The sequence below is a fragment of the Pantoea sp. Fr+CA_20 genome, from assembly GCF_024520835.1.
Taxonomy (GTDB): domain Bacteria; phylum Pseudomonadota; class Gammaproteobacteria; order Enterobacterales; family Enterobacteriaceae; genus Pantoea; species Pantoea allii.
Genome location: NZ_JALNPN010000001.1, coordinates 99,505 through 126,336 on the forward strand (window position 1 = coordinate 99,505; position 26,832 = coordinate 126,336).

Consider the following 26,832-nt stretch of genomic DNA (forward strand, 5'->3'; position numbering starts at 1 on the left):
TGCCGAGTGCGGCAAAATGCCGTTACGCGCCCGGTCAGAGGGTGATAATGCACCCTGAAACGGACGATTTTACCGCTTTGCTAATTCTGCGCTAAGTTTTCGCTAATTAAGGGATAAATTTAGCGCGCTAAAGTGTGTTCCCTGCACATCTGCTTTAACCAGGAGAACACCATGAATCAGCGCGAGTTTATTCGTAGTTTGCTGGAATGGATAGAAAGCAATTTAGGACACGATCTGCATCTGGACGAAGTGGCGCGCCGGGCGGGCTATTCCCGTTGGCATCTGCAGCGTTTATTTCGCCAGCACACCGGCTTCTCACTGGCCGAGTATATTCGTCAGCGTCGTTTGACCGAGTCGGCCTTAACGCTGCTCAACAGTAACGAGGCGATTTTACAGGTGGCGATGAGCTATGGGTTTGATACCCAGCAGGCCTATACGCGGACGTTTAAAAACTATTTTATGGTGACGCCAGGCCAGCTGCGCCGCCAGCGCCGGGTGGAGCCCGATCGTTTATTGTTTCCCTATGCCATGGCAAGTTAGTCACTGTATGGACATTCCCATCCGCTAGCCTGTGGGAATGTCCATGCATCGCCAGGGCTGTCCCGCACGCCTTTTCCGCTACTGACGCTGTTAGCCTTCCCGCCGTTGCTTTATTCTTACTGCCAGATGCATGGCGTCATTGCTGTGCCATAACCCGCAGCCGCCGTTCTGGCCCGTAGGAAACCGATGAATAACAGCGATAATCTGATCGCCATGATGTTGTTTGCGCGCGTGGTCGAGCTTAAAAGCTTTACGGAAGCCGCGCGTGTACTCGGCGTATCGAAGTCCCATATCAGTCGGGAAATCGCCGGGCTGGAACAACGGTTGGGCATTCGGCTGCTGCAGCGTACCACCCGCAGAATGACGCTGACGGAGCTGGGCCAGGCTTACTATCCGTTTTGTGTACGTATGCTGGATGAACTGCATCAGGCCGAGGATTTTGTGCAACAGGCGCACCAAAATCCCGTCGGGAATGTGCGTTTACAGGCGCCCGTCACCTTTGGCTGCCAGTGTATTGTGCCGCTGCTTAATCGCTTTCTGCGCCGTCATCTGCACATCAATGTCGATCTCAGCCTGACGGATAATAACGACGAGACGATTGGCGACGGGGTGGATGTGGCGATTGTTATTCGCGCCCATGCGCCCCGTCAGGGCAACTTTCGGCTATTAAGCGATATCCACTGGGGGCTGTATGCCGCACCGGTTTATCTGGCTCAGCATCCTGCCATCTCGCATCCCCGCCTGTTACCTCGTCATGATTTATTGATGTTTCACGGCCCGGCGCATACTGCCGCGCTGCCGTTTCGTCGCGACAAGCTGCGCCTGGCGGTGGACGTGCGTAGCCGTTTTCGGGCCAATAACAGCATGGCGCTGCTGAATGCGGCGCTGGCGGGCAACGGGATTGCTTATCTGCCCTCCTACATGGTGCAGGAGGCGTTGACCCAGGGGCAGATTGTTCAGGTTCTGCCTGAGTGGCAGATGGATCGCTTACAAAGTTATCTGCTGATGCATCAGGACATCGCGCCTGCCTCGCCCGTTAGCCTGCTGTGCGACATCCTGATCGACCAACTGGGCGGACGCTGATTGTTGCAGTACAGCAACAAACTATGCCAGTCAGCAAATATCACGCGCCGACTGTTGTTGCCTCGTCACCATTGTTAGCCTGAGTCCTTGAACTCGATGGGGATATCGCATGGAAATGACGTCTGAGGCACCTGCCTTTCGCCACTGGAAACGTAACGTATGGGTTTGCGTCTTTGGCTCTTTTACGACCCTTGTCGCCATGACCTTACTGTTACCTTTTTTACCTTTGTATGTGCAACAACTGGGGGTACAGGAACCGGCGGCCATGGCGCGCTGGTCCGGCGTTGCTTATGGTGCCACTTTTCTCAGCGCGGCTTTGACCGCCCCGCTGTGGGGCAGGTTGGGCGATCGCTATGGGCGCAAGCTGATGCTGATCCGGGCGAGCCTGGGAATGGCAGTTGCGATGGCACTGATTGGCATGGTAACCACCGTATGGCAGCTGGTGGCGTTACGTTTACTGGCGGGATTACTCGGCGGCTACTCATCCGGTTCCACCATCCTGATTGCCGCGCAAACGCCTAAATCTCATACCGGATGGGCGTTGGGCATGCTGGCTTCCGGCATGATGGCCGGTAACGTGATCGGCCCGTTGCTGGGGGGCGTACTGCCGCCGCTGATCGGTATTCGGGCCACGTTCTGGCTTACCGGCGCGGTCATTTTCGTGGCTTTTCTCGCCACCACGTTTTTACTCAAAGAACCGGCACCGACGCGCAAAGTAGACAGCGTCCGTTCCCAACCGGTCGCAGCCCTTGCCCCCTTTAACCGGACGGTGGTCAGGCTGATGTGGCTCACCGCCATGCTGCTGGTGTTTGCCAACATGTCGATCGAGCCGGTGATTACCTTGTATATCGGTCAGTTTTTACATCAGGATCATGCCATCACGCTGATGTCGGGCCTGGTGATGGCCGCGGCGGCACTGGGCAGCATTATTTCGGCACCTTATACCGGTAAGCTGGCTGACCGCATTGGGCACTGGCGGGTATTACGCGCGGGTCTGCTTGGCTGCGCGCTGTTACTGATCCCTCAGGCTTTTATTACCGATGCCTGGCAACTCCTGCCGCTGCGCTTCCTGATGGGGATCGCGTTAGGCGGTCTGATGCCCTGCATTACCGCTATTATCCGCCACCATGTTCCCGCCACCCAGGTGGGGCGCATGCTCGGCTATTCGACATCGGCGCAGTATATCGGGCAGGTGAGTGGTCCGCTGTTTGGTGGGATCATCGGCGGGGCATGGGGAATGCGGCCCGTGTTTCTGGCGACCTGTGTGGTGATGGGGTTATGCGCCTGGCTGAACCAGCGACAGGCAAAAGGAAAAGGGGCAGGTGGATAGCAGGCATAAAAAAAGGCGGACCGGAGTCCGCCTCTGTACAAGGGTTAGTTACTTCTGCTCGGGCAGCGCATAGGCAATCACGTAATCGCCCAGCTTGGTACCAAATGAACCATGACCACCGGCAGCAATCACCACGTATTGCTTGCCGTTGACTTCATACGTCATCGGTGTTGCCTGACCACCGGCTGGCAGGCGCGCCTGCCACAGAAGCTCACCGGTATCAGTGCTGTAGGCACGCAGGTAGTTATCCGCGGTTGCGCCAATAAAGAACACTTTACCCGCTGTGGCGACCGGACCGCCCAGCATTGGCATGCCCATTTTAAATGGCAGCGGCAGCGGCGAGCTGTCACGAACGGTACCAATACGTTGCTTCCAGACCACTTCGTTCGTTTTCAGGTCAACCGCCGAAACATAACCCCAGGCAGGCTGTTTACACGGCAGACCGAACGGTGACAGGAACGGATTCAGTTCAACGCCATAGGGCACGCCGTACTGCGGCTGGATACCGGTTTCAGTACCTGAACCGCCAGAAGCACCCTCTTGTGGCTCTTCTGGATTACCCGGACCGCGTGGAATCAGCTTCGACACGAACGGCAGCGCCATTGGGTTTGCAATCGCAATCTGACGATGTGGATCAACCGAAATGCCGCCCCACTCAAACATGCCCAGGTTGCCTGGGAAAACCAGGGTGCCCTGTTCAGACGGTGGGGTGAACGGACCTTCATAGCGCAGACGCTTAAAGATCACGCGGCACACCAGCTGGTCATACATTGTCGCGCCCCACATGTCCTTGTCCGTCAGGTTTTGCTTCGGACGGAAGGTCAGTTCAGAGTAAGGCTGAGTCGCGGCTACATGGTCGCCTTTAGCAGCACCCTGGGGTACAGGGGTTTCCGGGGCGGGCACCACGGTTTTACCCGTACGGCGATCCAGAACAAAAATGTTCCCTGTTTTGGCGGGAGCATAGATAACCGGAACCGTTTTACCGTCTTTATCGGTAATGTCGGCCAGCGTCGGCTGCGAGGGCAGATCCATATCCCACAGGTCGTGGTGGACGGTCTGATACGACCAGACCAGCTTACCGGTGGTCGCGTTCAGCGCCAGCACGCTGCTGGCATAACGTTCCTGCTCTGGGGTGCGGTTGCCGCCCCAGATATCGGGCGTAGTCACACCCATTGGCAGGTAAACAATATCCAGCTTCGGATCGTAGACCGCAGGTGCCCATGAGTTAGGTGAGTTCATGGTGAACGTATGCTCATCCGCCGGAATCGCATTAGGATCTTTCGCGCCCGGATCGAACACCCACAGCAGCTTACCGGTGTTCACATCAAAGCCACGGATAGCGCCTGAGGGTTCACGGGTCGAGTAGTTGTCGGTGACGGCACCGGCCATCACAATGGTGGTGTCGGTGATAACCGGCGGCGAGGTTGGCTCATACTGGCCTGGCGTAGTGACCGGCTGCTGATGCTGAAGATCCAGCTCACCGTTATTGCCAAAGGCCGGGCAGCGTTCACCGGTGTCCGCGTCCAGCGCAAACAGACGACCATCATTGACAGGCAAATAGATGCGACGCGAGCACAGCGCTGGCTGAGTATTGGACGCATCCTTCGCTGCCGGGAACTCGTGATAGGACACGCCACGACAGGTTACATGCTGGAAGGTGGGATTGGTTTTCAGGCCGGGATCAAACTTCCATTTTTGCTTACCGGTTGCCGCATCCAGCGCGAACAAAATCTGGTGCGGTGAGCAAAGATAAAGCGTGTCGCGAATCTTGATTGGCGTCACTTCATCGGTGATTTCACCCGGATCGCTAGGTTTTTTCAGATCGCCGGTCTGGAACTGCCAGGCCACCTGCAATTCTTTCACATTGTCATGATTGATCTGCTTGAGCGGCGAGTAGCGCGTACCTTGCTGATCGCGCGCATAAGCCGGCCAGTCAGCATCGGCAATGTTGCTCAACGGCTGGGCCTGAGGGGCATTATCGGCCGTCGCAGGCACTGCACCATTCACCACTTGCGGGTCATTAAAGACGGCATAGGTTAGCACGGCTGCACTGGCAATCAGGGCGATGCCCATGGCACCCAGTGCACCTTTACCCGGGCTATATAAGCTCCGATAGACAAAGGGCAAGACTAACCAGACACCAAAGATCACCAGGACATCGGTACGCGGTGCCAGCGCCCAGAAATCGGTACCGACTTCCCACACGCTCCACGCCAGCGTTGCCAGCAGTAAAAGTGCATACACCAGCAGGGCAGCACTGTTACGTCGCCAGAGCAGAAAAGCGGTAAGCAGCATGGCTGCACCGCCAATGATGTAGTACCAGGAACCACCGATCGTGGCTAACCAGATACCACCAATTAACATGAACGCACCCGTTAGCACGGCGAACAGCACCGTTAAAAAACGGACCACGCTAAAGGATGAGGAGTTTTTCCCCATAATGTTGACCTCATTTCGTTGCCATAAAACACAAGAAAACAATCAGATAGATTGTTATCAGTCATAAAGTACAAAAGATGAAAGGTATGCTTATTTCGCTCTTCCGTGACGCTTGATGATCCATATCTGTTAAATGTTATAGCAAAACTGGTATGAGTTTTGATTTTTTTGGCTTAAAGCTCTTAACAAGAGACCTCAGGCAACACTTTAGACGGAGTTAATGGTTCTTGCCGATATGATTCAATAGTACCAGGGGATAAGAAAGGTTAAAGCGTAAAGGGAATGAGATCGCCTGATGCGCGTTGTAATTGCCAGCCACAAATGTTTAATGCCGCGAGTTGTTCTGCTGTTAACGTCGGTTCATATCCCCGCACGATTATCCTGGCCCCGTTTCCACGTAGTGATTCAATAAAAAAAGGAAAGGTGAATTTCCGATAGTTGTCATTAAAGAATGTATGACTTAAGACAATTGCAGAAAAAGGAAAGGATTCCACCAAATGACAGTCTGCGCCAGGTGGTGCAAAATCAAAAAGCCAGAAACGATAAGCGTTAGTTAATTCCAGTAATTTTTCCTGATGAGTCTTCAGGTTGCGATAATTAATACCGATACGCACCCGCGCATCCTGCAAATGTAAATAACGCTCGGGGTGATAAATCCATTCTTCTAACTGTGAATCACAAAGGGGAATAATGATTAATGCCGCTTCAGTCGCAAGGTGGTTGTGTAATGAAATAATGTTGTCATCGTTAAGTATCCATTGCGCAGGCTGCGGGTAGTCAGAATTAGGAAGATGGTAGCAAATACCGGCCACCTGACTCGTGACGTGGTGAATAGGCTCAGTAATATAGGGGTTATATAAGCTATTTTTCATTATCTCATCGAAACTATTTAACGTTTGCTGTGATTTATATTTTTTGCATAACCAGAGGAAAGTCCGGCGATTAATATACGCGATTCTCCTGCCAATACACGTTTTTTATATATTAATCAGCGCTTTTTTCTCACCCGTTATTTAAATTTATATGTACTCTAATGATAACGTCGAATGGTCTTTTCTAACGTGATTACCCGATGGAACTGTTAATTAATCACACAGGATGTTTCTGCTAAAAACCTGTAATAAACGCGACAAGATGACCAGCAGAAACGGCCATTTTTCTGCTTCATTTACCGTTTCGTTTACGGCTTTATCTTATCCTGAGTAAACTTATCAGCAGAGCTGACGGTTTTTTTAATACGCACCCACGCCGTCATCATCATGAAAAGAAGCCGGTGTAGCGCACCTGATGCAGGGGGAACGGCGGTCATCAAGGCGGAAGGCGGGGTAAAAAGAAGGAATAAAAAAACCGGCCTGAGGCCGGTTTAAGTAAGGTGCCAGTCAGTCGAGCTATGAATAACCTGATGGTCTCGGGGGAGTGAGATATCAGGAGGGAACTAGTGCGTTCCCGTTTTTCCCAGGTTGGCGTCAAAACGTTTCCAGCTTTCGGTCAGATCAACGACGCTGCGGGTTTTACGCGCTTCATCAATCTTTATGGCCGTCAGGCCGGCTTCCAGTGCGTCAACGACGGAGACTTTTAACGGCGTTCCCTGCTTGATGTGCTTAACGATCTCTTCCGCCATCAAGGCATCGGCACCGTAATGGCCGTCGTAGGCATTGCCGCTGTAAGCGGTTTCCACCTCTTTTTCACCGGTGCGTGCGTTGTGCACGCGAAAATAGTTACGTACAAAATCACCTTCCGCCATGCCGTCAGTGCCTATCACGCAGAACCGGCGGAATTCGTCCGGTACATTAAGGTTGGCGTGAAAAGAGAGCGTTGCGCCACTGGCATATTCAATCAGGGCGGTCTGGTAATCGACAATATCTGCATCGCTGCTGAATACCGCGTCGGTACTCGACCAGCCGCTGGGCTTAGTGTGGTAAATCTCAGACTGCTCGGTTATTGCCCCTTGCGGTGCATGCTGAGGCGTGAACGACTTACGTCCGCCAAAGCTGGCCACCCGAACGGGGCGCTCCTGCATTAATCCCTGGTAGAGATCGATGTCGTGACAGCATTTTTCCAGAATATAAGGACCGGCATATTTTTCGAGTCTGCGCCAGTCGCGCTGGAAGAACGCGCCATGATAAGGCTTGATATGTTCTGTCGCTTCAATCGAGGTGATTTCACCCAGGCGACGATCGTCACGTGCAGCCAGCAGGTCGTGATAGAGCGGTGAGTAACGCAGCACCAGTCCAACCAGAATACGGTCTTCGCCATATTGCTGAACCAGTTTTGCCATCGCCATCGTTTGTTCTTCGTTAATCACGACAGGCTTTTCAGTAAACACAGTATAGCCTGCTGCCAGCGCCTGTGTGACATGCTCAAGATGCATAAAGTTAGGCGAGCCAACCAGCAGCAAATCAAAGCCACCGTGTTGCAGCAGCGCCTCAACGGAATCGAATGCGTTGCCGGGATCGATACCGAAACTGTGCAGATTCGGCAAACCGGCCGGTGCTGGATCGTAATACCCTACCAGCGAAAATTCGGTATCAGCTTTGTGAAACTCTTTAACAACGTGAGAAAGACGAAAGCCGAGACCAATAATGCCTACTTTCATGGTAAACCCCTGATCCTGAATTCTGACAACGGTGAGTACGCCGCTGACGGGACGTAATGATTGAAAGACTGGCTACCAACTTATTACGACGGAAAAACTAATGTCAATAACGGGTTGTGTGATTTGCGTACGTCTTTTTGTTTATTCCATTGATTTTAAATAATAAATAGTTATTGTTTTTTCCCTATATTTATTTGTTATTGCGATTTAAGTTTTTTTCACCTATCGTTCGCAGATTACAGAATCGAGATGAGTTACGGCGGGAGGAAGCGCGTGCAATCACACTATCTCCTTGGCATTGATGGCGGCGGCACGCAGTGTCGCGCCCGCTTGACCGACAGTCATGGCAACGTGCTGGCGCAGGCCGTTGGCGGCCCCGCCAACGTCTGGTCACAGTTTGATGCTGCTCTGAATTGCGTTGAACAGCTCATTGCCGCAGTGCTGTCTCAGGCGGGGCTGGCGTCACAGGCGCTGACGCAGACCTCGCTGGTGGCAGGGTTAGCGGGGGCGAATGTGGCCTCGGTTAAGGCGCGCCTGACGCAATGGCAGCCCGCCTGCGCGGCATGTCAGGTGGTCAGCGATGTCGAGATCGCCTGTGCCGGTGCGCATGCGGCGGCCCCCGGCGCGGTCTTTATTATCGGCACCGGTAGCCAGGGCGCTGCGTGGGACGGCGAGCACTTCACGCTGCTGGGTGGCTGGGGATTCGCCCTGTCCGATCAAGGCTCAGGGGCAGAACTGGGGCGACGGGCGCTACGGCTGGCATTGCTGGCTCATGAAGCGATTATCGACAGCACGGACTTCACCCATAGCCTGATGGCGCAGTTTAACCATAGCCCGGAAACCATGTTGTTGTGGACGCGAGATGCCATGCCTGCCGACTGGGCGCGCGTGGTGCCTGAGATTTTTGCCGCCGCGCAGGCGGACGATCGGCATGCTATTGATTTACTGCGTCAAACTGCGAACGATATTGGCTTAATGGTGAGTCGTCTCTCCGCGATTAGCCAGGGCCAGGTGGCCCTCATGGGTGGCCTGGCGGCACCGATTCAGCCCTGGCTGACAAGGGATATTCAGGCCCGGCTGGTCGCCGCGCAATACGATGCCCTGGACGGGGCATTAATGATGGCACGGTCAAATCTGAGGACTTTATGATCGCTCCAAACGTCACCGCGCGCATTCTGAGACTGATTGTGGAACATGCGCCTGTTAGCCAGTCCGACCTGAAGGTCCGAAGCGGGCTGAGCATGTCGACCGTTTCTCAGGCGACTAATCGCCTGCTGGCGCAGGGAATCGTGCAGGAACTGGGATTGCGCCGGGTGTCGATGGGGCGGCCTAAAACCCTGCTGGGGCTCAATCCTGACCGCGCCAGCGTCATTGGTATTCAGCTTAACGCCGAACGTAACCTGATTGTGATGACAGACCTCAGCGGCAATTTGCTGGGTGAACAGCAGATGCCTTCGGGCGCGATCACGCCACGTCAGCTGGGCGATGCGCTGGCCAAATTTTTACGCGGCGTTGAAGAGAAGCACGTGGGGGCGATCGGCCTGGCCTTATCCGGTTTAGTCGATGCCGAAAACGGCTACTGTATTCGTTCCAAGGTGCTGGACTGGGAGAATGTCCCTATCGCGCAGATGCTGGAAACGCGCTTTTCCCTGCCGGTGTTTATCGAAAATGATGCCAACGCCATGGCGATGGCGACGCTGGTGTTTGGCCAGTTGGGCAACGCACAGTCGGCGGTCATCGCCACCTACGGTAAAGGCATCGGCGCAGGCATTATTCTTAACCGTCGGCTCTATCGCGGGCGGCACGGCAAAGCCGGTGAGATCGGTAACGGTCTGGTCGGTGATGGGTCGCTGCGGCTGCTTGAAGATGTGGCATCGTCCCAGGCTATCTTGCAGCGTGTCTCCCAGGATGATGCGGACGGCCCGTTAACCTTGCGGGCGCTGGATCAGCGGCCAACAGCCGAGGTGCTGACCGCCCTCGAGGAGGCCGGACGTGAACTGGGTATTTCGCTGGCCAACCTGTCGGTGGCCTACGATCCCGATGTGGTGTATCTGGCGATGGAGCCGCATATGGCTTCGCGTATTCTGCTGGACCACATCACCCAGAGTTTTCAGGCTTACCGCCTGAAGCTCACTCCCCATATGACACCGCTACAGTTTCTGACGGAATCAAACCGCATGTGGGCGCTGGGCGCGGCAGGCTTTGCCGTCAATATGCTGCTCGATCTGCTGGCGGCTCAGGCAGACGAAGAACCCGTGACCTGAAGGCGCCGAAGCGCCATCCGGTTTAACGCAGACGCTGCCCCTGCTCATCAAACAGCAGGCAGTGGTCTGCCGACAGTCCCAGCCTGACCTCCACGCCTAAATCCCGCCGTTGTGCCTCGCGCGCCTCGACAACCAACATCTGCTCAATGCCCACATCCAGATAAAGATAATTGGTATGCCCCAGCATTTCGGCAAAGGACAGCGTGCCGCTAAACTGCAGCGCTGGCGGCGTACTGGCGGCGGGTTGCATGTGCTCCGGGCGAATGCCCAGGGTTACGCGCTGGCCTTCACGGCAGGGCGCAGCAATCTTCAGCACCAGTTGTGACATCTTCAGGTCCGGCACACGTAGCTGGACTTCTCCCTGACCGGTGGCGGTGACCTCGGCATGGAGGAAATTCATCTTCGGCGAGCCAATAAAACCGGCCACAAACAGGTTGTCCGGATCGCTGTAGAGGTCTAACGGCGCGCCAACCTGTTCGATTCGCCCTTTACGCAGGACCACGATCCGATCGGCAAGCGTCATCGCCTCTGACTGGTCATGGGTAACATAAATCATGGTGTTGCCCAGCGAGGCGTGCAGACGGGCAATCTCGATGCGCATTTGCAGACGAAGCTCGGCATCCAGGTTGGAGAGCGGCTCATCAAACAAAAAGATGCGCGGATGGCGGATAATGGCCCGACCAATCGCCACGCGCTGGCGTTGACCACCGGAAAGCGCACGCGGCAGGCGATCCAACAGTTCGGTCAGATGTAACCGCGCCGCGGTGTGTTCGATGGCCTGAGCAATCTCTGCTTTAGACTTTTTCATGACCTCAAGCGGGTAAGCCAGATTGCCACGCACCGTCATGTTGGGATAAAGCGCATAAGACTGAAAGACCATGGCGATGCCGCGTTCGGTCGCGGGCTGCTGGGTCATGTCTTTGTCTTCTATCAACAATTTTCCGTCAGTGATTTCTTCCAGCCCGGCGATCATCCGCAGCAGGGTCGATTTACCGCAGCCGGATGGCCCCACGAACACCACAAATTCGCCGCTGTTTATCGTCAGATCGACGCCGTGAATCACATCGATATGGTCATAGGACTTCTTAACATTCTGCAAGCGCAGGCTGGTCATAAACTCCCTCACTCAAAGTAACTGGCCCATATAAATGGCGTTGCTGCGCAGGATGTGGCTGAATCCCATGCGTTGATAAAAAGCGCAAACCTGTTCATTTTGCAGGCTGACACCAAGATGGACGCCTTTTACGCCAGCTTGCCGCAGCGCAGCCAGTTCATGCGCGATCATCTTGCGGCCCCAGCCGCCCTGTTGTACCGGCGGCAGCAGATTGATATGCAAATGGGCGGGCCACTGCGCCACTAACTGCGCATCGGCACGATCGGGTTGACGAATGCTGTCGAGGATTTTGCTGTCATATGGGGCGCTGGCTGTGCGACCGCGGTATTTATCCTGAAGCTGAGGCCACCAGTGGTGCTCAAGCTGCGCTTCAAAGGCGCGGGTATCTGGCGCGGCGACGACATAGCCCATCACCTCACCCTCTACCTCCAGCACAAAAGCAAAATCCGGCGTAAAACGGGCATAGGGCACCGCAAAACGCTGCCCGGGATACTCGGGATCGGAATAGTGGTTACGGGCATCCTTACCGGCATTGGCGGTTTCCAGACAGATGCGGTAAAGCGCTGGATAGTCCGACTCGGTGGCCGGACGAATGACACCTTGATTCGCCATCGTCATCTCTCACAGGTCAGTAGTTGAACAACCTCACGGTAATGAAAGCTGACTTAGTTTTCAAGATGGAATAATTACCCTGTTATCCCAAACCGGCATCGGCGTTGGCATTAATGGCTGACCAGACCAGTCTCTGTGGGCTTCTGTGGCGGGCAGCAGCCTGTCTGTGAGGAATTGGCAGGGTAAATAAAAAGTTAAAAATGTGAGCGTCATAGGATTTTCATATTTTTTATCAGCAAGTTATTACGCCACTTTAGGCGTGGTTTATCCTGCTGCCTGGAGGCGAACGAGCACGGATAATGCGCTAAATCCACCTTGATTAGCCCGCGCTTATGCTAACTGCAGGCCCGCCATTGTGTTTTTTTGCGCAGGCTCACAACCTGGTAATTCACTCCGTGGGATGTTTGACTTTATTTTTTTATTAAAGTAACTATGAGTGAGAAGGTGATTTATGCGGCTACAGTCTGCAGGATTGCAGACCCTGTGAAGAAAGGATGTCCATCCTGTATTGGAGAAAGTGAGCATGATGTCTGATTCCTCAGTTCGTTCGTTCCGTTTTCGCACCTCGGTTCGTAGCCTGTTGGCGGCGGGCTTGCTGATGGGCAGCGTTGCTCATGCCGACAGCACCGTCACTCTTAATGAGTGGGATATCTACAGTTATCCTCAGCAAACGGCGGCCGTTGACGAAGGCATTAAAGCCTTTTCCCAGCAAAACCCCGGTATCGTCATCAACCGGTCCGTGCACTCCTTTGAAGACACGCGCATTCCGTTGAAGCTGGCCCTGACCGCCGGTGAAGGTCCGCAGATTGCCCAGGTGAATCAGGGCGGCGGCGATATGGGTTCGCTGGTCAAAGACAAACTGCTGTTGCCGCTGGACAGCTATGCAGCCGAATATGGCTGGACCCAAAAATTCCCGGACTCGATTCTCAAACGCAACCGCTGGTCTGACAGTGGCCAGTTTGGTAGTGGCAAGCTATACGGTGTGGCCAGCCTTGGTGAGATGGTCGGCCTGTACTACAACAAGGCGCTGCTGGATAAAGCTGGTATTGCAGTACCGAAAACCCTGAGCGAACTGGACGCTGCGATGGCAAAACTCAAACAGCAAGGCACTGCGCCGATGATGCTGGGTTTGTTAGACGGCAATATGGGACAGCAGCTGCTCAGTACACTGTGGGAAGCACAAATTGAAAGCAGTGACCGCAAAAAACTGGATGATTTGATTTACGACGTAGGCGGCACTTTCAAAGATGAAAAACTGACGAAAGCCGCCACGATGATGAAAAGCTGGGCTGACAAAGGTTATCTGTTCCCGGGCTATCAGGGCATTGGCCATGATGATGCCGCGACGCTGTTCCAGAACGGACAGTCTGCGTTCCTGGTCAGTGGAACCTGGTATCTGGGTCAGTTTAAAGACAACAAAGATATCCATTTTGCCGCGATGCCAGCCGGTGACGGCGTTAAACAGCCGTTAATGGTCGGCGGTACCGATTTGGCCTTCTCGATGACCAGCATGGCGAAAAGCAAAGCGCAGCAGGATGCCGCCGCCAAATTTATCAACTATATGGTGTCAGACAGCATGGCAAACCGGTGGCTGAACGTCGGTTTCCTGCCAGCCAGCACCAATAAAAACGCAAAAATTCCGGCGGATAACCCACTGTTGGGCGAAGCCTGGCAGGTGTGGCTGGCGCTCAATGCCTATGATGGCCTGGGCCACTACGTCGACTGGGCAACCCCAACCATGAACGCCGAACTGAATCAAAACGTTCAGCTGTTACTGGCGGGCCGACAGACGGCAGAGCAGATGGTTATTAACTTCGATAACAACTACCAGCGTTATATGAAAACCCTGAAACACTAAGCCGATCGCCCGGCAGCAAACCTGCCGGGCCTGAATGTCGATCTGACTACGACGAGTACGGTTATGTTGAATCAAAGCAGTTGGCGTAATTTTCTCTATCTTCTTCCCGCAGTGCTGGTTTATGGGCTGTTTCTGCTGTTGCCGCTGCTGGCTTCACTGGGGATCAGCTTTACCGAGTGGGATGGAACCTCCCTGCCGGTTTTCGCGGGCGTCAGTAACTACCTGCGCATGTTCAGCGATCCGGTCTTCTGGATTGCCCTTGGTAATAACGCCATCCTGATGCTGTTTTATACGCTGCTGCCCATCAGCGTGGGGCTGCTGCTGTGCAGCTTTCTGTATGACACCCGTAACAATACCGAACGCAGCGTACTGCGCATCCTGTTCTTCCTGCCCTATATCATGCCGATGGCGGTTCTGGGCGTGGTCTGGCGCTGGCTGTATAACCCGGCCTTTGGCCCCATCGATCAGTTCCTGCGTGCCGTTGGATTGCCGCAGCTGGCGATGTCCTGGCTCGGTGATTTTACCTGGGCACTGCCGGCCGTCGGCATGGTCGCCACCTGGTACTTTTTTGGTTTCTGTCTGGTGCTGTTTATGGCGGGCCTGCAACGCATGGACCCGTCCCTGCTTGAAGCGGCCGATCTGGATGGTTCCTCGCGTCGTCAGAAGTTTATGCGCATTACGCTGCCGGGACTGCGCCCTGAGTTGCGCATCGCGCTGTTGCTGACGGTGATCGCCAGTCTGAAGGCCTTCGATCTGGTGTATGTCATGACGCAGGGCGGGCCCGGCACATCCACCATGGTGACCAACATCTTTATGTACAAGCAGGGTTTTGATCTGCACTACTTCGGCTATGCCTCATCGGTTGCCGTGTTCAGTATGGTGATTGTGTTAGGGATTAACTACCTGATTCACCTGGCATTGAAGGAACGTTACTGATGAAAAGCACCCCGATCCTTTCCCGTGCGCTGATCTGGATAGTGGCGCTGATGACCATCATGCCGTTTCTGATGGCGTTTATGACCTCGTTTAAAACCCAGATGGAGCTGTTTCAGGGCGTCTTTCATTTGCCCGCCTCACTGAATGTGAAAAACTACATTACCGCCTGGCAGCAGGGGCACTTTAACGTTTACTTCATGAACTCGGTGCTGGTGGTGTTTCCGGTGGTGCTGTGCAGTATTTTGCTGGGCATTCTGGCCGGATTTGGCTTTGCCCTACTGAAGATTCCCGGCAAAAAAGTGGTGGCGGGCATGCTGGCGCTGGGCATGGTGCTGCCGAGTGAAGCCTTTATTATTCCGCTCTATCACGAACTGCACTGGATGGGGCTGACCAATACCTATCTGGCCCTGATTCTGCCGCAAATCGCGCTGTCGCTGCCGTTTACCACGTTGATGATTGCCAGCGCTTTTCAGCAGGTCCCCAAAGAGCTGGTGGAAGCCGCGGTGATGGATGGCGCACCGCGTGTCAAAATCCTCTGGGGTATTTTAGTCCCGGCGATTTGGCCTACGATCTCGACGCTGGCGCTGCTGCTGTTTATCTGGACGTGGAACGAATTCCTGATTCCGCTGATTCTGGTTAACAAAGATGAGCTGAGAACCCTGCCCATTGGCATGATGTTTTTTCAGAACAAAAACACCATTGATATTCCGGTACTGATGGCAGGCGCGATGATCGTCATTATGCCGCTTATCGTGGTCTTCCTGTTTTTCCAGCGTAAGTTTATCAGCGGCGTAACGGAAGGTGCGGTGAAGTAAACCCACCCGGTAATTCCTCTTTAACTAAGGCTGGATGATGCATCTTTCCCTTGCCGACTTTCACCCCGTAGCGGACGGTGAAACCCCGGATACGCGTGTTCTGCAACGGGCGATTGATCAGATTGCTGCGGCTGGCGGTGGGCGACTTACGCTGCCGCCTGGCCGTTATCGCAGCGGCAGTCTGCACCTTCCTTCTGATTTCGACCTGCACCTTGAAGCCGGTGCGGTCCTGATTGCCAGCCGTCATCTTGCTGACTATCAACAGTGCAAAACGCTCAGCTGTGCAGAAAAATCCCACAATGTCCTGCTGTATGCCCTGGGGCAGCGTAACCTGACGGTGAGTGGTAAAGGCCGTATTGAAGGGGACGCCGAAGCGTGGTTTGCGGTGGACCCTGACGAACAGGGCTACCGGGTGCCAAAACCCGACAGGCCGCGCATGATTGTGTTTGAAGATTGCGAGCAGGTCACGCTGAAGGACATCAGCGTTATCCATGCGCCGATGTGGACGGTGCATCTTGTCAGCTGCCGCCATGTGCACATTGACCATTTGACCATCGATAACGCCATGACGCTGCCCAACACCGACGCACTGGATATCGACAGCTGCGAGGCGGTTTTTATCAGCAACAGCTACTTCAGTGCCGCCGATGACGCGATTTGCATCAAAACCACCTTTAAGCCTGCAGGCCTGCGCCGACCGGCCCGACGGATAGCGGTCAGCAACTGCCTGCTACGCAGCGACAGTTGTGCCTTTAAGATTGGTACGGAAACCTGGGACGATATTGAAGACATTACCGTTTCAGGCTGTACCCTGTTTGATTCCAACCGCGGTATCGGCATTGTGTCACGCGATGGTGGGGCGATTCGGCGCGTGCTGTTCAGCGCTATCACCTTTAACTGTCACCATGTTGCCGCCTGCCACTGGGGCAAAGCCGATCCGCTGTTTATCTCGGTGCGCACCCGCGATCCGCTGGTGCCGCCAGGGATCGTTGAACAGATCCAGTTTACTCATCTCAGCGGTGTGGCAGAGGGGGCGATCAACCTGCATGCGGCGCAGCCCGGCTGGATACGTGATATCACTATCAACCATTTACAGCTGCGACAAGGTGTCGCGCAGGGTGTGCAGGGACAGTACGATGTGCGTCCACCCTGTAACCCGGATTCCCCGACGGGGATGGGGCTGGATAACGCTTACCGGCTGGATAAAACCACCGGCGACGCTTACGGTGTTGAGCGCTATCCCGGCGGCCTGCCGGGACTGTTTGCACGAGGCGTAGAGAACCTGCAACTGAACAACCTGACGATTCAGCGGCCTGAGCCGCTGCCGTCAGGCTGGCATCCGGACAGCGTCGTGCTGCTGGCAGAGTAAGTTACAGCGCCGCCGCGATCGCGGCACCCAACTGCTGCGTGTCGGCGCTGCCACCGAGGTCGCGGGTTAAGTGCTCACCAGCGGCCAGGGTACGCTCAATGGCATTCAGCACAGCATCACCGGCCTCTTTGTAGCCGAGATGCTCCAGCATCATGGCACCACACCAAATCTGTCCAATTGGGTTGGCGATATTTTTACCGGCGATATCGGGCGCGGAGCCGTGTACGGGTTCAAACAGGCTCGGGAATTTGCCTTCCGGATTGATATTGGCGGAAGGGGCGATGCCGATGGTGCCGGTACAGGCCGGGCCTAAATCCGACAAGATATCGCCGAACAAATTGCTGGCGACCACCACATCAAACCAGTCGGGATGCAGGACAAAATTGGCGGTAAGAATATCAATATGATACTTATCGACCCGGATATCAGGATAATGCTCACCCATCGCCTGAACGCGGTTGTCCCAGTACGGCATGGTAATCGCGATACCGTTCGACTTGGTGGCAGACGTCAGGTGTTTTTTGGGCCGACGCTGGGCAAGCTCGAAGGCAAACTTCAAAATACGATCGACGCCCACGCGGGTCATGACGGTTTCCTGAATGACCACTTCCCGCTCTGTGCCAGGGAACATGGTGCCGCCGACGCTGGAGTACTCGCCTTCGGTGTTTTCGCGCACCACATAGAAGTCGATATCGCCCGGTTTACGGTTAGCTAACGGCGCTTTAACGCCGGGCATCAGGCGCACCGGACGCAGGTTAACGTACTGATCAAACTCACGACGGAACTGCAATAGCGATCCCCACAGCGAAACATGATCCGGCACCACATCAGGCCAGCCTACCGCGCCAAAATAGATCGCATCGAACGTTTTCAGCTCAGCAAACCAGTCATCCGGCAACATTTTGCCATGCTGCTGCCAGTAATCGGCGCTGGCATAATCAAACCACTCCCAGCGCAGCGGAATGTTGAATTTTTCGGCCGCCGCGTTCATCACGCGCACGCCTTCTGGCATCACTTCTTTGCCAATACCGTCACCGGGGATCACGGCAATACGATGGATCTTCTCTGTCACAGGGCACCTCTGAGGTTGGTCGGGTTGGCCCGCCGGGGTTCAGTATGCTGTCTTTATGCAGCTTGATTTATAGCCGGGCGTTAGCGCAGTATAACTCTCCACCTGAGGTAAACAATTGGCCTGAAAGTTAATCCCATGTTAAATCAAAGTAGAGAATCACGAACCTCAAGCGACGATTTAGCGTTTTTTCTGCGCGTGGCATCTTTGGACAGTTTAACGGCGGCGGCGCGGGAGCTGGGGCTTTCTCTGGCGGCCGTCAGTAAACGCCTGAGCCTGCTGGAACAGCGGCTCGGTGTCCAGTTGCTGCGCCGCACCACGCGCAAGCTGGAACTGACGCCGGAAGGCCGCCGTTACCTGGAAGGCGCCCGTCCGCTGCTGGAGCAACTGGTGGCGCTGGAAGACGCGGTCAGTGGCGAAACGGCCCAGCTACGCGGCACGCTGAATATCAATGCCTCTTTCGGCTTCGGTCGCCGTCATATCGCGCCCTGCGTTTCTGCCTTTGCTGCCCTGCATCCTCATCTGGCGCTTTCCCTGCAGTTGAGCAGTCAGCCGCTGAATTTTCTTGATGCCCATGTGGATATCGACATTCGCGTCGGCGAACCGCCGGATTCGCGGCTGGTCGCGCGCAAGCTGGTGCAGAACCCACGTGTACTTTGCTGCTCGCCGGCTTACGCAGCAAAACATGGGCTGCCGGACAGTATCCGGGCGCTGGCGCAGCATAACTGCATTTTGCTGAGACAGCATGACAGCGACTTCGCCCTGTGGCGCTTTGTCAGCGATGCAGAGAGCCTGAGTCAGAAAGTGCGCGGAAACCTGGTGACCAACGATGGCGAAGTGGCGATGCGTATGGCGCTGGATGGCCATGGCATTTTGCTGCGCTCGTGGTGGGATGCGAAACACAGCATCGGCGCAGGGGCGTTACTGCACGTGCTGCCGGAATGGCGCTCGCCGGACGGCGATATTTATGCGGTCTGGCAGGCGCAGCGTCAGCAACCGGCCCGCATGATGGCGTTTGTCACCTTTCTGCAGGAGAACCTGCAGCTTGATACCGCATCAACCAACCTGTGATGATTCGCACAAATCCTCCACCTAAAACATCACCATCAGTAAAGTATTTTGACGCTTTGTCGATAGCGATCTGAGGTGTCTGCGCCCGTTGCGCCGACCATAATTGCCCGCGTTTCCGTCCGGAGGCGCGGTTTAACCTCTGGTGGAAGCGTAGCATGGATAAAAACCGATCACGCGCGGGGGAGGGCGTTTCGCTCCAGCGTATTGCACAGCAGGCCGATCGGCTGATGGTGGTGCTGTGTTGGATATTGTTGGTGATTTCAGTCATTGTGGGCAGCCTTTATCAGGCAACTCTGCTGGCGGTCATCGTGGGGGCTGGCCTGGCCCTGGTCGCCACGCTGGTGGGATGGCTGGCAAATGGCACGCTGTTTTCACGATTATGGCTGGCCTTCACGCTCATCGGTTTCGCGGGCTTACTGATTCAGCTGGGCCAGGGGGAAACTGAATTTCACTTCTCGGTGTTTGTCTTGTTGTCAGTGCTGCTGGTTTATCGCGACAGCAGACCGCTACTGATGGCCGCCGCGACAGGTGCAGTGCATCATCTGCTGTTCAACTATCTGCAGGAAAACGATCTATTTGGCATCGTGGTCTTTCATCATCCCGGCCTGAATATGGTGTTATTTCACGGGTTGTTCGTGGTGGTACAAACCGCGATGCTGGTGGTGATTGCGCGTCAGATGGCGGCAGACATGCGTTCGGCGAGCGAGGTCGCCCAACTGGCCGCCTGGATCAACCGTGAACCGGGTTGCCTGACGCTGTCGGCGGATACGCAACAGAGTCAAACGCCGTTCGCCAAAACCTTCAGCCAGACGCTGGGCACCATGCGCGGTACGCTAAATCAGGTCAGCCACGGCGTCTCCGCACTGCTGCAGGAATCCGACAGCATGCTGTCGCGCAACGCCGCCCTGTCGCAGCGCACCGACGAGCAGGCGCAGGCGCTGGGCGTTGCCACTGCAGCAATGTCGCAAATCAGCGTCGCCGCCAGTCATACGCGGGATAAAGCGCAAACGGCCTGCGACCTGGCCCGTGAAACCTGTCAGGTTACCCGCCAGGGACAACACAATATTCAGCAGGCAATGGCCTCCATGGCGCAAATTAACGTGGAGTCCGGGCGGGTCAAAACCATCCTTGAGCTGATCGACGGCATCGCGTTCCAGACCAATATCCTGTCCCTGAATGCCTCGGTGGAAGCCGCCCGCGCCGGGCAGGAAGGCCGTGGCTTTGCCGTGGTCGCCAACGAAGTACGCACCCTGGCGCAACGGTGTGAAAATGCCGCCCGTGATATTCGCCAGCTCATGGATATGTCCAGTTCCAGTGCCGAGCAGGGCACCGTACAGGTTGATCAGGCCGCCCAGACCATGCAGGCCATTCTCGTCAGTATCGACAGCCTTTCCCGGCTTGTGAACGAGCTGTCGGAGATGAGCGTGCAGCAGAATCAGAGTATCGAACAGATTCAGCACAGCATTAACAGCATTGACGACAGCGTGCATCACAACGTTAAACACGTGACGGAAACGCTTCAGGTGGCGCAGCAACAGCGTCAGCAGGCCAGTGCATTACAGCAGGCTATCTCACTGTTCCGTTTTAGTTAAGCGGGGCAGGCAGAAACGCGGTCGTGGGAGCGCGCGGCTGAGGGCTCAGGTGCAAACCCGGCCATTGCCGCGCAGAGTGGCGCGGGCGCGTCACTGACGTCGTATTGAGCCGCCGTAAATCAGCAGGCCAGCCAGCTTCACGGGCTGGCCTGCTGGACGACGGCTGTTTTCAGGGCAAACGGTTATTCGACGCCTTTCACCAGCAGAACACGGTAATTAGCGCCTTTCAGGCGGTGCTGTTTCGCCTCCTGATATTCTGGACTGTCATACCAGGCGTGGGCGGCGTCGGTGCTTGGGAATTCAATAATCACCACACCTTCCGCTTCAGGCCCTTCCAGGGTTTCCAGCTCGCCATAAAAGGCTAAAGGCTTGATGGGATGGTTGCCATGGGCCTTACCCGCTTTCTCAGCGTAGATGGCCATTTCATCCTGATTCAGGGTATTGTCACGAATAAATACAACGTAAGCGCTCAACGTGTTTCTCCTCAGGCTTTTTTATCTTGGGTTTGTGTATCAAAGTCCGATGCGTCATGACGCTCGCGCAGCTGATCGGCTGGATCGCCCATCACACGGTTTACTTTGCGGCCGCGTACAACGGCCGGACGCTGGGCGATCTCTTTGGCCCAGCGCACCACATTTTTGTAGGACTGCAGGTCAAGGAACTCTGCCGCATTGTACTGGTTGTAGAGCACCATGCTGCCGTACCACGGCCAGGTCGCGATATCCGCGATAGTGTAATCATCACCTGCCAGATAACGGTTGTCAGCGAGCTGACGATCCAGCACGTCAAACTGACGCTTCGCTTCCAGCGAGAAGCGGTTGATCGCGTATTCAATCTTTTCCGGTGCGTAGTGATAGAAGTGGCCAAAGCCGCCGCCAAGGTAAGGGGCAGAGCCTTGCAGCCAGAACAGCCAGTTCAGCGTTTCGGTACGTTGAGCCGGATCTCGCGGCAGGAAATAACCATATTTTTCCGCCAGATAGAGCAGGATGTTGCCGGATTCAAATACGCGAATGGGCGGGGTAGCGGAATGATCGCACAGTGCCGGGATTTTGGAGTTGGGGTTGATCTCAACAAAACCGCTGGTGAACTGGTCACCTTCACCAATATTAATTAACCAGGCATCGTACTCTGCATCGTTCACGTTCAGCGCCAGCAACTCTTCCAGCAGAATCGTCACTTTCTGGCCGTTAGGTGTGCCAAGAGAGTAGAGCTGCAACGGATGCTTACCCACTGGCAGGGCTTTTTCATGGGTAGGGCCCGCGGTAGGACGGTTTGTGCTGGCACCATTACCTTTCGCTTCCGGGTCCCACTTCCAGACTTTAGCGGGCTGATAGTGTTGTTCAGACATGATGAGGTTCGCCTTTTTGTGTTTGGAGTTTTCACGAGTGTAGCAGTTGCCAGCGCGCCGGTTTAACCCTGATGGCGGTGACTTTGTATCGCTTTACTACCGTGCTACAGACAGCTTTACCGCTTTTTGGCGTGCATTTTCCTGGCGCAAATCACATTCATTACGCCCGAGCGTTGCTATGCTAAAACGGTTTAGTAAACTTTTAGCTGCATCTGAGTAGGGAGAATAATATGTCAGCGCGAGTCTGGTGTCTGGGTGACGCCGTGGTGGATCTGCTTCCGGATGGGCCGGGGCATTTAATACAGTGTGCCGGTGGGGCGCCGGCGAATGTGGCGGTCGGGATTGCCCGTTTGCAGGGCAGCAGCGGCTTTATTGGCCGGGTCGGGGACGATCCTTTTGGTCACTTTATGCAACATACGCTGGCGACTGAGCAGGTTGATACCCGCTATATGACGCTCGACAGCGCCCAGCGTACCTCAACGGTGGTGGTGGCGCTGGATCATGAAGGTGAGCGGACTTTTACTTTTATGGTACGGCCCAGCGCAGATCTGTTTCTGGAAGACGGCGATCTCCCCACCTTTCAGCCGGGTGAATGGCTTCACTGCTGCTCGATTGCCCTGGCGGCGGAACCCTCGCGTTCCACCACTTTTTCTGCCATGCAGCAGATAAGTGATGCCGGCGGTTTTGTCAGCTTTGATCCCAATATTCGTCACGATCTGTGGCGTGACGACGTCCAGTTACGGGACTGTGTGAACCGGGCGTTGCAGCTGGCTGATGTGGTCAAGCTGTCTGAGGAAGAGCTGGTGTTTCTGACCCAGGATGCGCAAGGCGATGACAGTATGCAGGCGCTGGCTGAACGCTTTGCGATTCCGCTGCTGATGGTTACCCAGGGCAAAGCCGGGGTAAAAGTCTGGCATCAAGGGCAGCATTATCACTATCCCACGCTGCCTGTAGTCAGCGTAGATACCACCGGCGCAGGGGATGCGTTTGTCGCCGGGCTGCTGTGGGGCCTGGCGGAAAAAGGGATGCCGGCCAATGAAGCTGAGCTGGCGGCACGGCTCAGCAGCGCCCAGCAGTGCGGCGCGCTGGCGACCACGGCGAAAGGGGCCATGACTGCGCTGCCTTATCGTCATCAAATTGAAGGATAATTAGTCGATAACACCGCGATTCATGGACGAACCGCCATCGCCCGCATCAGGTCAGCCTGCGGGCGGTGTCCCGGTCAGCGTCAACCGGTCGCACGACGAAGATATTAACGGGCCAACCATTCCGGGTGGCTATGCAGCCTGTCGCGTCAGGCTACGGTTAACCGCGCTGCCCCTGGCTGTGCTGAATCACCGGCCGCTGGCGATAGGCAGCGTTAAGGCTGGGATTGCCAGCGCCAGGGTTCGCCCCTTTGCCTGTTGCAGGTCGCCAGGCGCCAACGGCGCAGCGCGACCGGTTTTAACCGCTGTCAGTCTGTTTCCCCGCCCATTTTTGGCCGCCCCCGCTTGTGGACGGCCCGTGCAGTCCGGTTCCGCAAGGACAGCGACACGGATCATAAACTTTATCGCCAGTCACGCTTTGCTGTGAGGCAGTTCACTCATTCGCCCTTCCTTGCTTTACATCCCCATCCCGGCCTCGTAATGTCAGCTTAATGTGAGCGGATAACAATTTTACGCAGGAGACTGCCATGACCCTGGATACACATTCACTAGCGGCCGTACTGGCCCGGCGCGACTGGGAAAACCCCGGCGTCACCGAACTGAACCGACTGGACGCCCATCCCCCATTTTACAGCTGGCGCAGCGCGGAAGCGGCGCACGAGAATGCACAATCTGCACAGCGAAAAAGCCTGAGCGGCGAATGGAGATTTGCCTTTTTTCCTGCGCCCGAGGCGGTGCCGGACAGCTGGCGCACCCACGACCTGAGCGATGCGGTTACTCTCGCCGTGCCGTCAGTCTGGCAGATGCAGGGCTACGATGTGCCGGTTTATACCAATGTGACCTATCCCATTCCGGTTGATCCGCCGCGCGTTCCAGCTGAAAATCCCACAGGATGTTATTCGCTCACATTTAATGTCGATGCTGACTGGCTGCAAAGCGGGCAAACCCGAATCGTGTTTGACGGCGTGAATTCCGCCTTCTATCTCTGGTGCAACGGACGCTGGGTGGGATACGGCCAGGACAGCCGCTTGCCATCTGAGTTCGATCTGAGCGAGTTTCTGATCGGCGGTGAAAACCGACTGGCCGTTATGGTGTTGCGCTGGAGCGATGGCAGCTACCTGGAAGATCAGGATATGTGGCGCATGAGTGGCATTTTTCGCGATGTCTCCCTGCTGCATAAGCCCGCCAGCCATATCCGTGACCTGCGCATTCGTACCCACTTTAACGACGATTTCAGTCGTGCCCGGCTGGAAGCCGAGGTGCGCGTAGCCGGGGCGCTGGATGACGACTTACGGGTTAGCGTGCAGCTCTTCGCGGCTGACCAACTGACCGGCGAAGCGACCTCGCCACTGGGCAGTGCAATTATTGACGAACGCGGCGCGTGGAACGACCGGGCCACGCTGTGTATCAAGGTCGATAACCCCGCGCTGTGGAGCGCCGAAACCCCGCATCTCTATCGGGCTGTTGTGCAGTTACATCGGGCAGACGGCACGTTGATTGAGGCGGAAGCCTGCGATGTAGGATTCCGTCACGTCAGCATTGAAAACGGCCTGCTGTTGCTGAACGGTCAGCCATTGTTAATCCGCGGCACCAACCGGCATGAACACCATCCTGAACGCGGTCAGGTGATGGATCGCGACACCATGGTGCAGGACATTTTGCTGATGAAGCAAAACAACTTCAACGCGGTGCGTTGCTCCCATTATCCTAACGATCCCTTGTGGTATCGCCTGTGTGACTATTATGGCTTGTACGTAGTCGATGAAGCCAACATCGAAACCCACGGCATGGTGCCGATGAATCGCCTGAGCGACGATCCCACCTGGCTGCCTGCGATGAGCCAGCGCGTCACGCGTATGGTGCAGCGCGATCGTAATCATCCCTGCATTATTATCTGGTCACTGGGCAACGAATCGGGCCACGGCGCGAACCACGATGCCCTGTACCGCTGGCTGAAAAGCGAAGATCCGTCCCGTCCGGTACAGTACGAAGGCGGCGGTGCGAATACGGCAGCCACCGATATTATCTGCCCGATGTATGCGCGGGTCGATCAGGATCAACCTTTCCCGGCCGTGCCGAAATGGTCCATTAAAAAATGGCTGTCTATGCCGGGCGAACAGCGTCCGCTTATTCTCTGCGAATACGCCCATGCTATGGGGAACAGTCTTGGCGGCTATGCAAAATACTGGCAGGCATTTCGTCAGTATCCGCGTCTGCAGGGCGGTTTTGTCTGGGACTGGGTCGATCAGTCATTGATTAAACATGACGATAACGGCGAACCCTGGTCCGCTTACGGCGGCGATTTTGGCGATACGCCCAACGATCGTCAGTTCTGTATGAACGGACTGGTTTTTGCCGATCGTACGCCCCATCCTTCGCTTTATGAAGCCCGTCACGCACAGCAGTTTTTCCAGTTCAGACTGCTAGCGGGCAGCGAACGCACGCTGGAAGTGACCAGTGAATACCTGTTCCGTCACAGCGATAATGAAATCCTGCACTGGTCGGTTACCCAGGACGGCAATCTGCTGGCCTCCGGTGACGTCACGCTGGATATCGCCCCGCAGGGCAGCCAGCAGATCAGGCTACCGGACGTGCCGCTGCCTGCATCCGCAGGCCAGCTCTGGCTGACGGTGCGGGTGGCGCAGCCTCAGCCGACCGCCTGGTCAGAAGCCGGTCATATCAGCGCCTGGCAACAGTGGCCGCTGGACGAAATTCTGAGCATCGCCGTACCCTCTCCGGCGGCGAACGCGCCTCAACTCAGCAGCAGCGAAGCCAGCTACAGCATTGCGCTCAACAACCAGCGCTGGGAATTTTGCCGTCATCAGGGCGCACTGATGCAGTACTGGATTGACGATAAGCCGCAGTTACTGACACCGCTGCTCGACCAGTTCACCCGCGCGCCGCTGGATAACGATATCGGTGTCAGCGAAGTCACCCGCATCGATCCCAATGCCTGGGTAGAGCGCTGGAAAGCGGCGGGCCACTATCAGGCTGAGATGATGAACCTGCAGTGCAGTGCTGAAACGCTCTCCAGTGCGGTCGTGATCACCACCGCCCATGCCTGGCAGTTCCAGGGCAAAACCCTGTTTATCAGCCGTAAAACCTACCGCATTGATGGATTTGGCGAGATGGCGGTAACGGTCAATGTGGAGGTGGCGAGTGGCACGCCTGATCCGGCCCGCATCGGTATGAGTTGTCAGCTGACCGAGATTGCCGACCGGGTGAACTGGTTAGGCCTGGGGCCGCATGAAAACTACCCGGATCGCCTGACCTCGGCCTGCTTTGATCGTTGGGATTTACCGCTGAGTGAGATGTACACCCCGTATGTCTTCCCCACCGAGAACGGGCTGCGCTGTGGCACGCGAGAACTCAGCTATGGCGCGCATCAGTGGCGCGGCAACTTCCAGTTCAACATCAGTCGCTACAGTCAGAAACAGCTGATGGAAACCAGCCATCGCCACCTGTTACAGCCTGAAGCGGGCACGTGGCTCAACCTTGATGGCTTCCATATGGGCGTCGGCGGAGATGATTCCTGGAGCCCGTCGGTATCACCAGAATTCCTGCTCAGCGCAGGACGTTATAGCTACCAGTTTATCTGGGGGCAGCAAAAATAATGCGCGGGCAGGCTCGCGCCTGCCTGATGCTTGCCTG

22 protein-coding genes are annotated in these 26,832 nt (G+C 55.7%); 13 read left to right on the plus strand and 9 right to left on the minus strand.

Annotation, left to right across the window (positions count from 1 at the left end):
• The first annotated feature begins 171 nt into the window (after positions 1 to 171).
• From NR177_RS00420 to NR177_RS00430, 3 genes are all read left to right on the plus strand, one after another.
• A complete protein-coding gene (locus NR177_RS00420; protein WP_014606915.1) occupies positions 172 to 540 on the plus strand; it encodes a helix-turn-helix domain-containing protein in 369 nt (122 codons plus the stop codon).
• 186 nt (positions 541 to 726) lie between these two features.
• The gene (locus NR177_RS00425; protein ID WP_063878034.1) at positions 727 to 1,623 is read left to right on the plus strand and encodes a LysR family transcriptional regulator; all 897 of its coding nucleotides are present in this window, start codon (positions 727 to 729) and stop codon (positions 1,621 to 1,623) included.
• A 109-nt stretch (positions 1,624 to 1,732) separates the two neighbouring features.
• Positions 1,733 to 2,953, plus strand: a complete 1,221-nt coding sequence (locus NR177_RS00430; protein WP_256852039.1) for an MFS transporter — start codon at positions 1,733 to 1,735, stop codon at positions 2,951 to 2,953.
• Between the two features lie 48 nt (positions 2,954 to 3,001).
• Here NR177_RS00430 and NR177_RS00435 read toward each other — a convergent pair whose 3' ends face one another.
• From NR177_RS00435 to NR177_RS00445, 3 genes are all read right to left on the minus strand, one after another.
• Positions 3,002 to 5,392 carry a glucose/quinate/shikimate family membrane-bound PQQ-dependent dehydrogenase gene (locus NR177_RS00435; RefSeq protein ID WP_256852040.1) on the minus strand — a complete coding sequence of 797 codons (2,391 nt, stop codon included), beginning with the start codon at positions 5,390 to 5,392 and terminating at the stop codon, positions 3,002 to 3,004.
• 266 nt (positions 5,393 to 5,658) lie between these two features.
• Positions 5,659 to 6,264: a hypothetical protein gene (locus NR177_RS00440; protein WP_256852041.1), complete on the minus strand. Its 606-nt coding sequence runs from the start codon at positions 6,262 to 6,264 to the stop codon at positions 5,659 to 5,661.
• A gap of 563 nt (positions 6,265 to 6,827) precedes the next feature.
• Positions 6,828 to 7,988: a Gfo/Idh/MocA family protein gene (locus NR177_RS00445; RefSeq protein WP_063878038.1), complete on the minus strand. Its 1,161-nt coding sequence runs from the start codon at positions 7,986 to 7,988 to the stop codon at positions 6,828 to 6,830.
• A gap of 273 nt (positions 7,989 to 8,261) precedes the next feature.
• Here NR177_RS00445 and NR177_RS00450 point away from each other — a divergent pair, with 273 nt between their 5' ends.
• On the plus strand, positions 8,262 to 9,137 hold the full coding sequence (locus NR177_RS00450; RefSeq protein WP_256852042.1) for a BadF/BadG/BcrA/BcrD ATPase family protein: 876 nt from the start codon (positions 8,262 to 8,264) through the stop codon (positions 9,135 to 9,137).
• Positions 9,134 to 10,252, plus strand: a complete 1,119-nt coding sequence (locus tag NR177_RS00455; protein ID WP_096011404.1) for an ROK family transcriptional regulator — start codon at positions 9,134 to 9,136, stop codon at positions 10,250 to 10,252. The genes NR177_RS00450 and NR177_RS00455 overlap by 4 nt, the downstream gene beginning before the upstream one ends.
• A gap of 22 nt (positions 10,253 to 10,274) precedes the next feature.
• Here NR177_RS00455 and NR177_RS00460 read toward each other — a convergent pair whose 3' ends face one another.
• On the minus strand, positions 10,275 to 11,366 hold the full coding sequence (locus NR177_RS00460) for an ABC transporter ATP-binding protein (protein ID WP_063878041.1): 1,092 nt from the start codon (positions 11,364 to 11,366) through the stop codon (positions 10,275 to 10,277).
• 12 nt (positions 11,367 to 11,378) lie between these two features.
• Positions 11,379 to 11,978, minus strand: a complete 600-nt coding sequence (locus NR177_RS00465) for a GNAT family N-acetyltransferase (protein WP_256852043.1) — start codon at positions 11,976 to 11,978, stop codon at positions 11,379 to 11,381.
• 526 nt (positions 11,979 to 12,504) lie between these two features.
• Here NR177_RS00465 and NR177_RS00470 point away from each other — a divergent pair.
• From NR177_RS00470 to NR177_RS00485, 4 genes are all read left to right on the plus strand, one after another.
• Complete coding sequence (locus NR177_RS00470; protein WP_096011534.1) at positions 12,505 to 13,836, plus strand: extracellular solute-binding protein; 1,332 nt, start codon at positions 12,505 to 12,507, stop codon at positions 13,834 to 13,836.
• 63 nt (positions 13,837 to 13,899) lie between these two features.
• A complete protein-coding gene (locus NR177_RS00475) occupies positions 13,900 to 14,772 on the plus strand; it encodes a carbohydrate ABC transporter permease (RefSeq protein WP_109716749.1) in 873 nt (290 codons plus the stop codon).
• Positions 14,772 to 15,587, plus strand: coding sequence for a carbohydrate ABC transporter permease (locus NR177_RS00480; protein ID WP_063878044.1), 816 nt, complete (start codon positions 14,772 to 14,774; stop codon positions 15,585 to 15,587). The genes NR177_RS00475 and NR177_RS00480 overlap by 1 nt, the downstream gene beginning before the upstream one ends.
• A 37-nt stretch (positions 15,588 to 15,624) precedes the next feature.
• Positions 15,625 to 16,956: a glycoside hydrolase family 28 protein gene (locus tag NR177_RS00485; protein ID WP_096011406.1), complete on the plus strand. Its 1,332-nt coding sequence runs from the start codon at positions 15,625 to 15,627 to the stop codon at positions 16,954 to 16,956.
• Position 16,957: 1 nt separating this feature from the next.
• Here NR177_RS00485 and NR177_RS00490 read toward each other — a convergent pair whose 3' ends face one another.
• The gene (locus tag NR177_RS00490) at positions 16,958 to 18,028 is read right to left on the minus strand and encodes a tartrate dehydrogenase (RefSeq protein WP_063878046.1); all 1,071 of its coding nucleotides are present in this window, start codon (positions 18,026 to 18,028) and stop codon (positions 16,958 to 16,960) included.
• A 135-nt stretch (positions 18,029 to 18,163) separates the two neighbouring features.
• Here NR177_RS00490 and NR177_RS00495 point away from each other — a divergent pair, with 135 nt between their 5' ends.
• Together NR177_RS00495 and NR177_RS00500 are read left to right on the plus strand one after the other, a co-directional pair.
• The gene (locus NR177_RS00495) at positions 18,164 to 19,096 is read left to right on the plus strand and encodes a LysR family transcriptional regulator (RefSeq protein WP_063878047.1); all 933 of its coding nucleotides are present in this window, start codon (positions 18,164 to 18,166) and stop codon (positions 19,094 to 19,096) included.
• A gap of 155 nt (positions 19,097 to 19,251) precedes the next feature.
• Entirely contained in the window at positions 19,252 to 20,688 is a 1,437-nt protein-coding gene (locus NR177_RS00500; RefSeq protein WP_145394226.1) for a methyl-accepting chemotaxis protein, read from the plus strand.
• Positions 20,689 to 20,870: 182 nt separating this feature from the next.
• Here the strand turns inward: NR177_RS00500 and NR177_RS00505 are convergent, their stop codons facing one another.
• A complete protein-coding gene (locus NR177_RS00505; protein WP_063878049.1) occupies positions 20,871 to 21,161 on the minus strand; it encodes a DUF1330 domain-containing protein in 291 nt (96 codons plus the stop codon).
• 11 nt (positions 21,162 to 21,172) lie between these two features.
• Positions 21,173 to 22,036, minus strand: a complete 864-nt coding sequence (yghU, locus tag NR177_RS00510) for a glutathione-dependent disulfide-bond oxidoreductase (RefSeq protein ID WP_256852044.1) — start codon at positions 22,034 to 22,036, stop codon at positions 21,173 to 21,175.
• Between the two features lie 230 nt (positions 22,037 to 22,266).
• On the opposite strand from yghU, the gene NR177_RS00515 reads away from it, so the two are divergent.
• A complete protein-coding gene (locus NR177_RS00515) occupies positions 22,267 to 23,184 on the plus strand; it encodes an aminoimidazole riboside kinase (RefSeq protein ID WP_145394227.1) in 918 nt (305 codons plus the stop codon).
• 186 nt (positions 23,185 to 23,370) lie between these two features.
• Here the strand turns inward: NR177_RS00515 and NR177_RS00520 are convergent, their stop codons facing one another.
• Positions 23,371 to 23,577 (minus strand): hypothetical protein, encoded by a 207-nt coding sequence (locus tag NR177_RS00520; protein ID WP_256852045.1) that lies wholly within the window; start codon positions 23,575 to 23,577, stop codon positions 23,371 to 23,373.
• 131 nt (positions 23,578 to 23,708) lie between these two features.
• Here NR177_RS00520 and NR177_RS00525 point away from each other — a divergent pair, with 131 nt between their 5' ends.
• Complete coding sequence (locus NR177_RS00525; RefSeq protein ID WP_256852046.1) at positions 23,709 to 26,795, plus strand: beta-galactosidase; 3,087 nt, start codon at positions 23,709 to 23,711, stop codon at positions 26,793 to 26,795.
• The last annotated feature ends 37 nt before the right edge of the window (positions 26,796 to 26,832 follow it).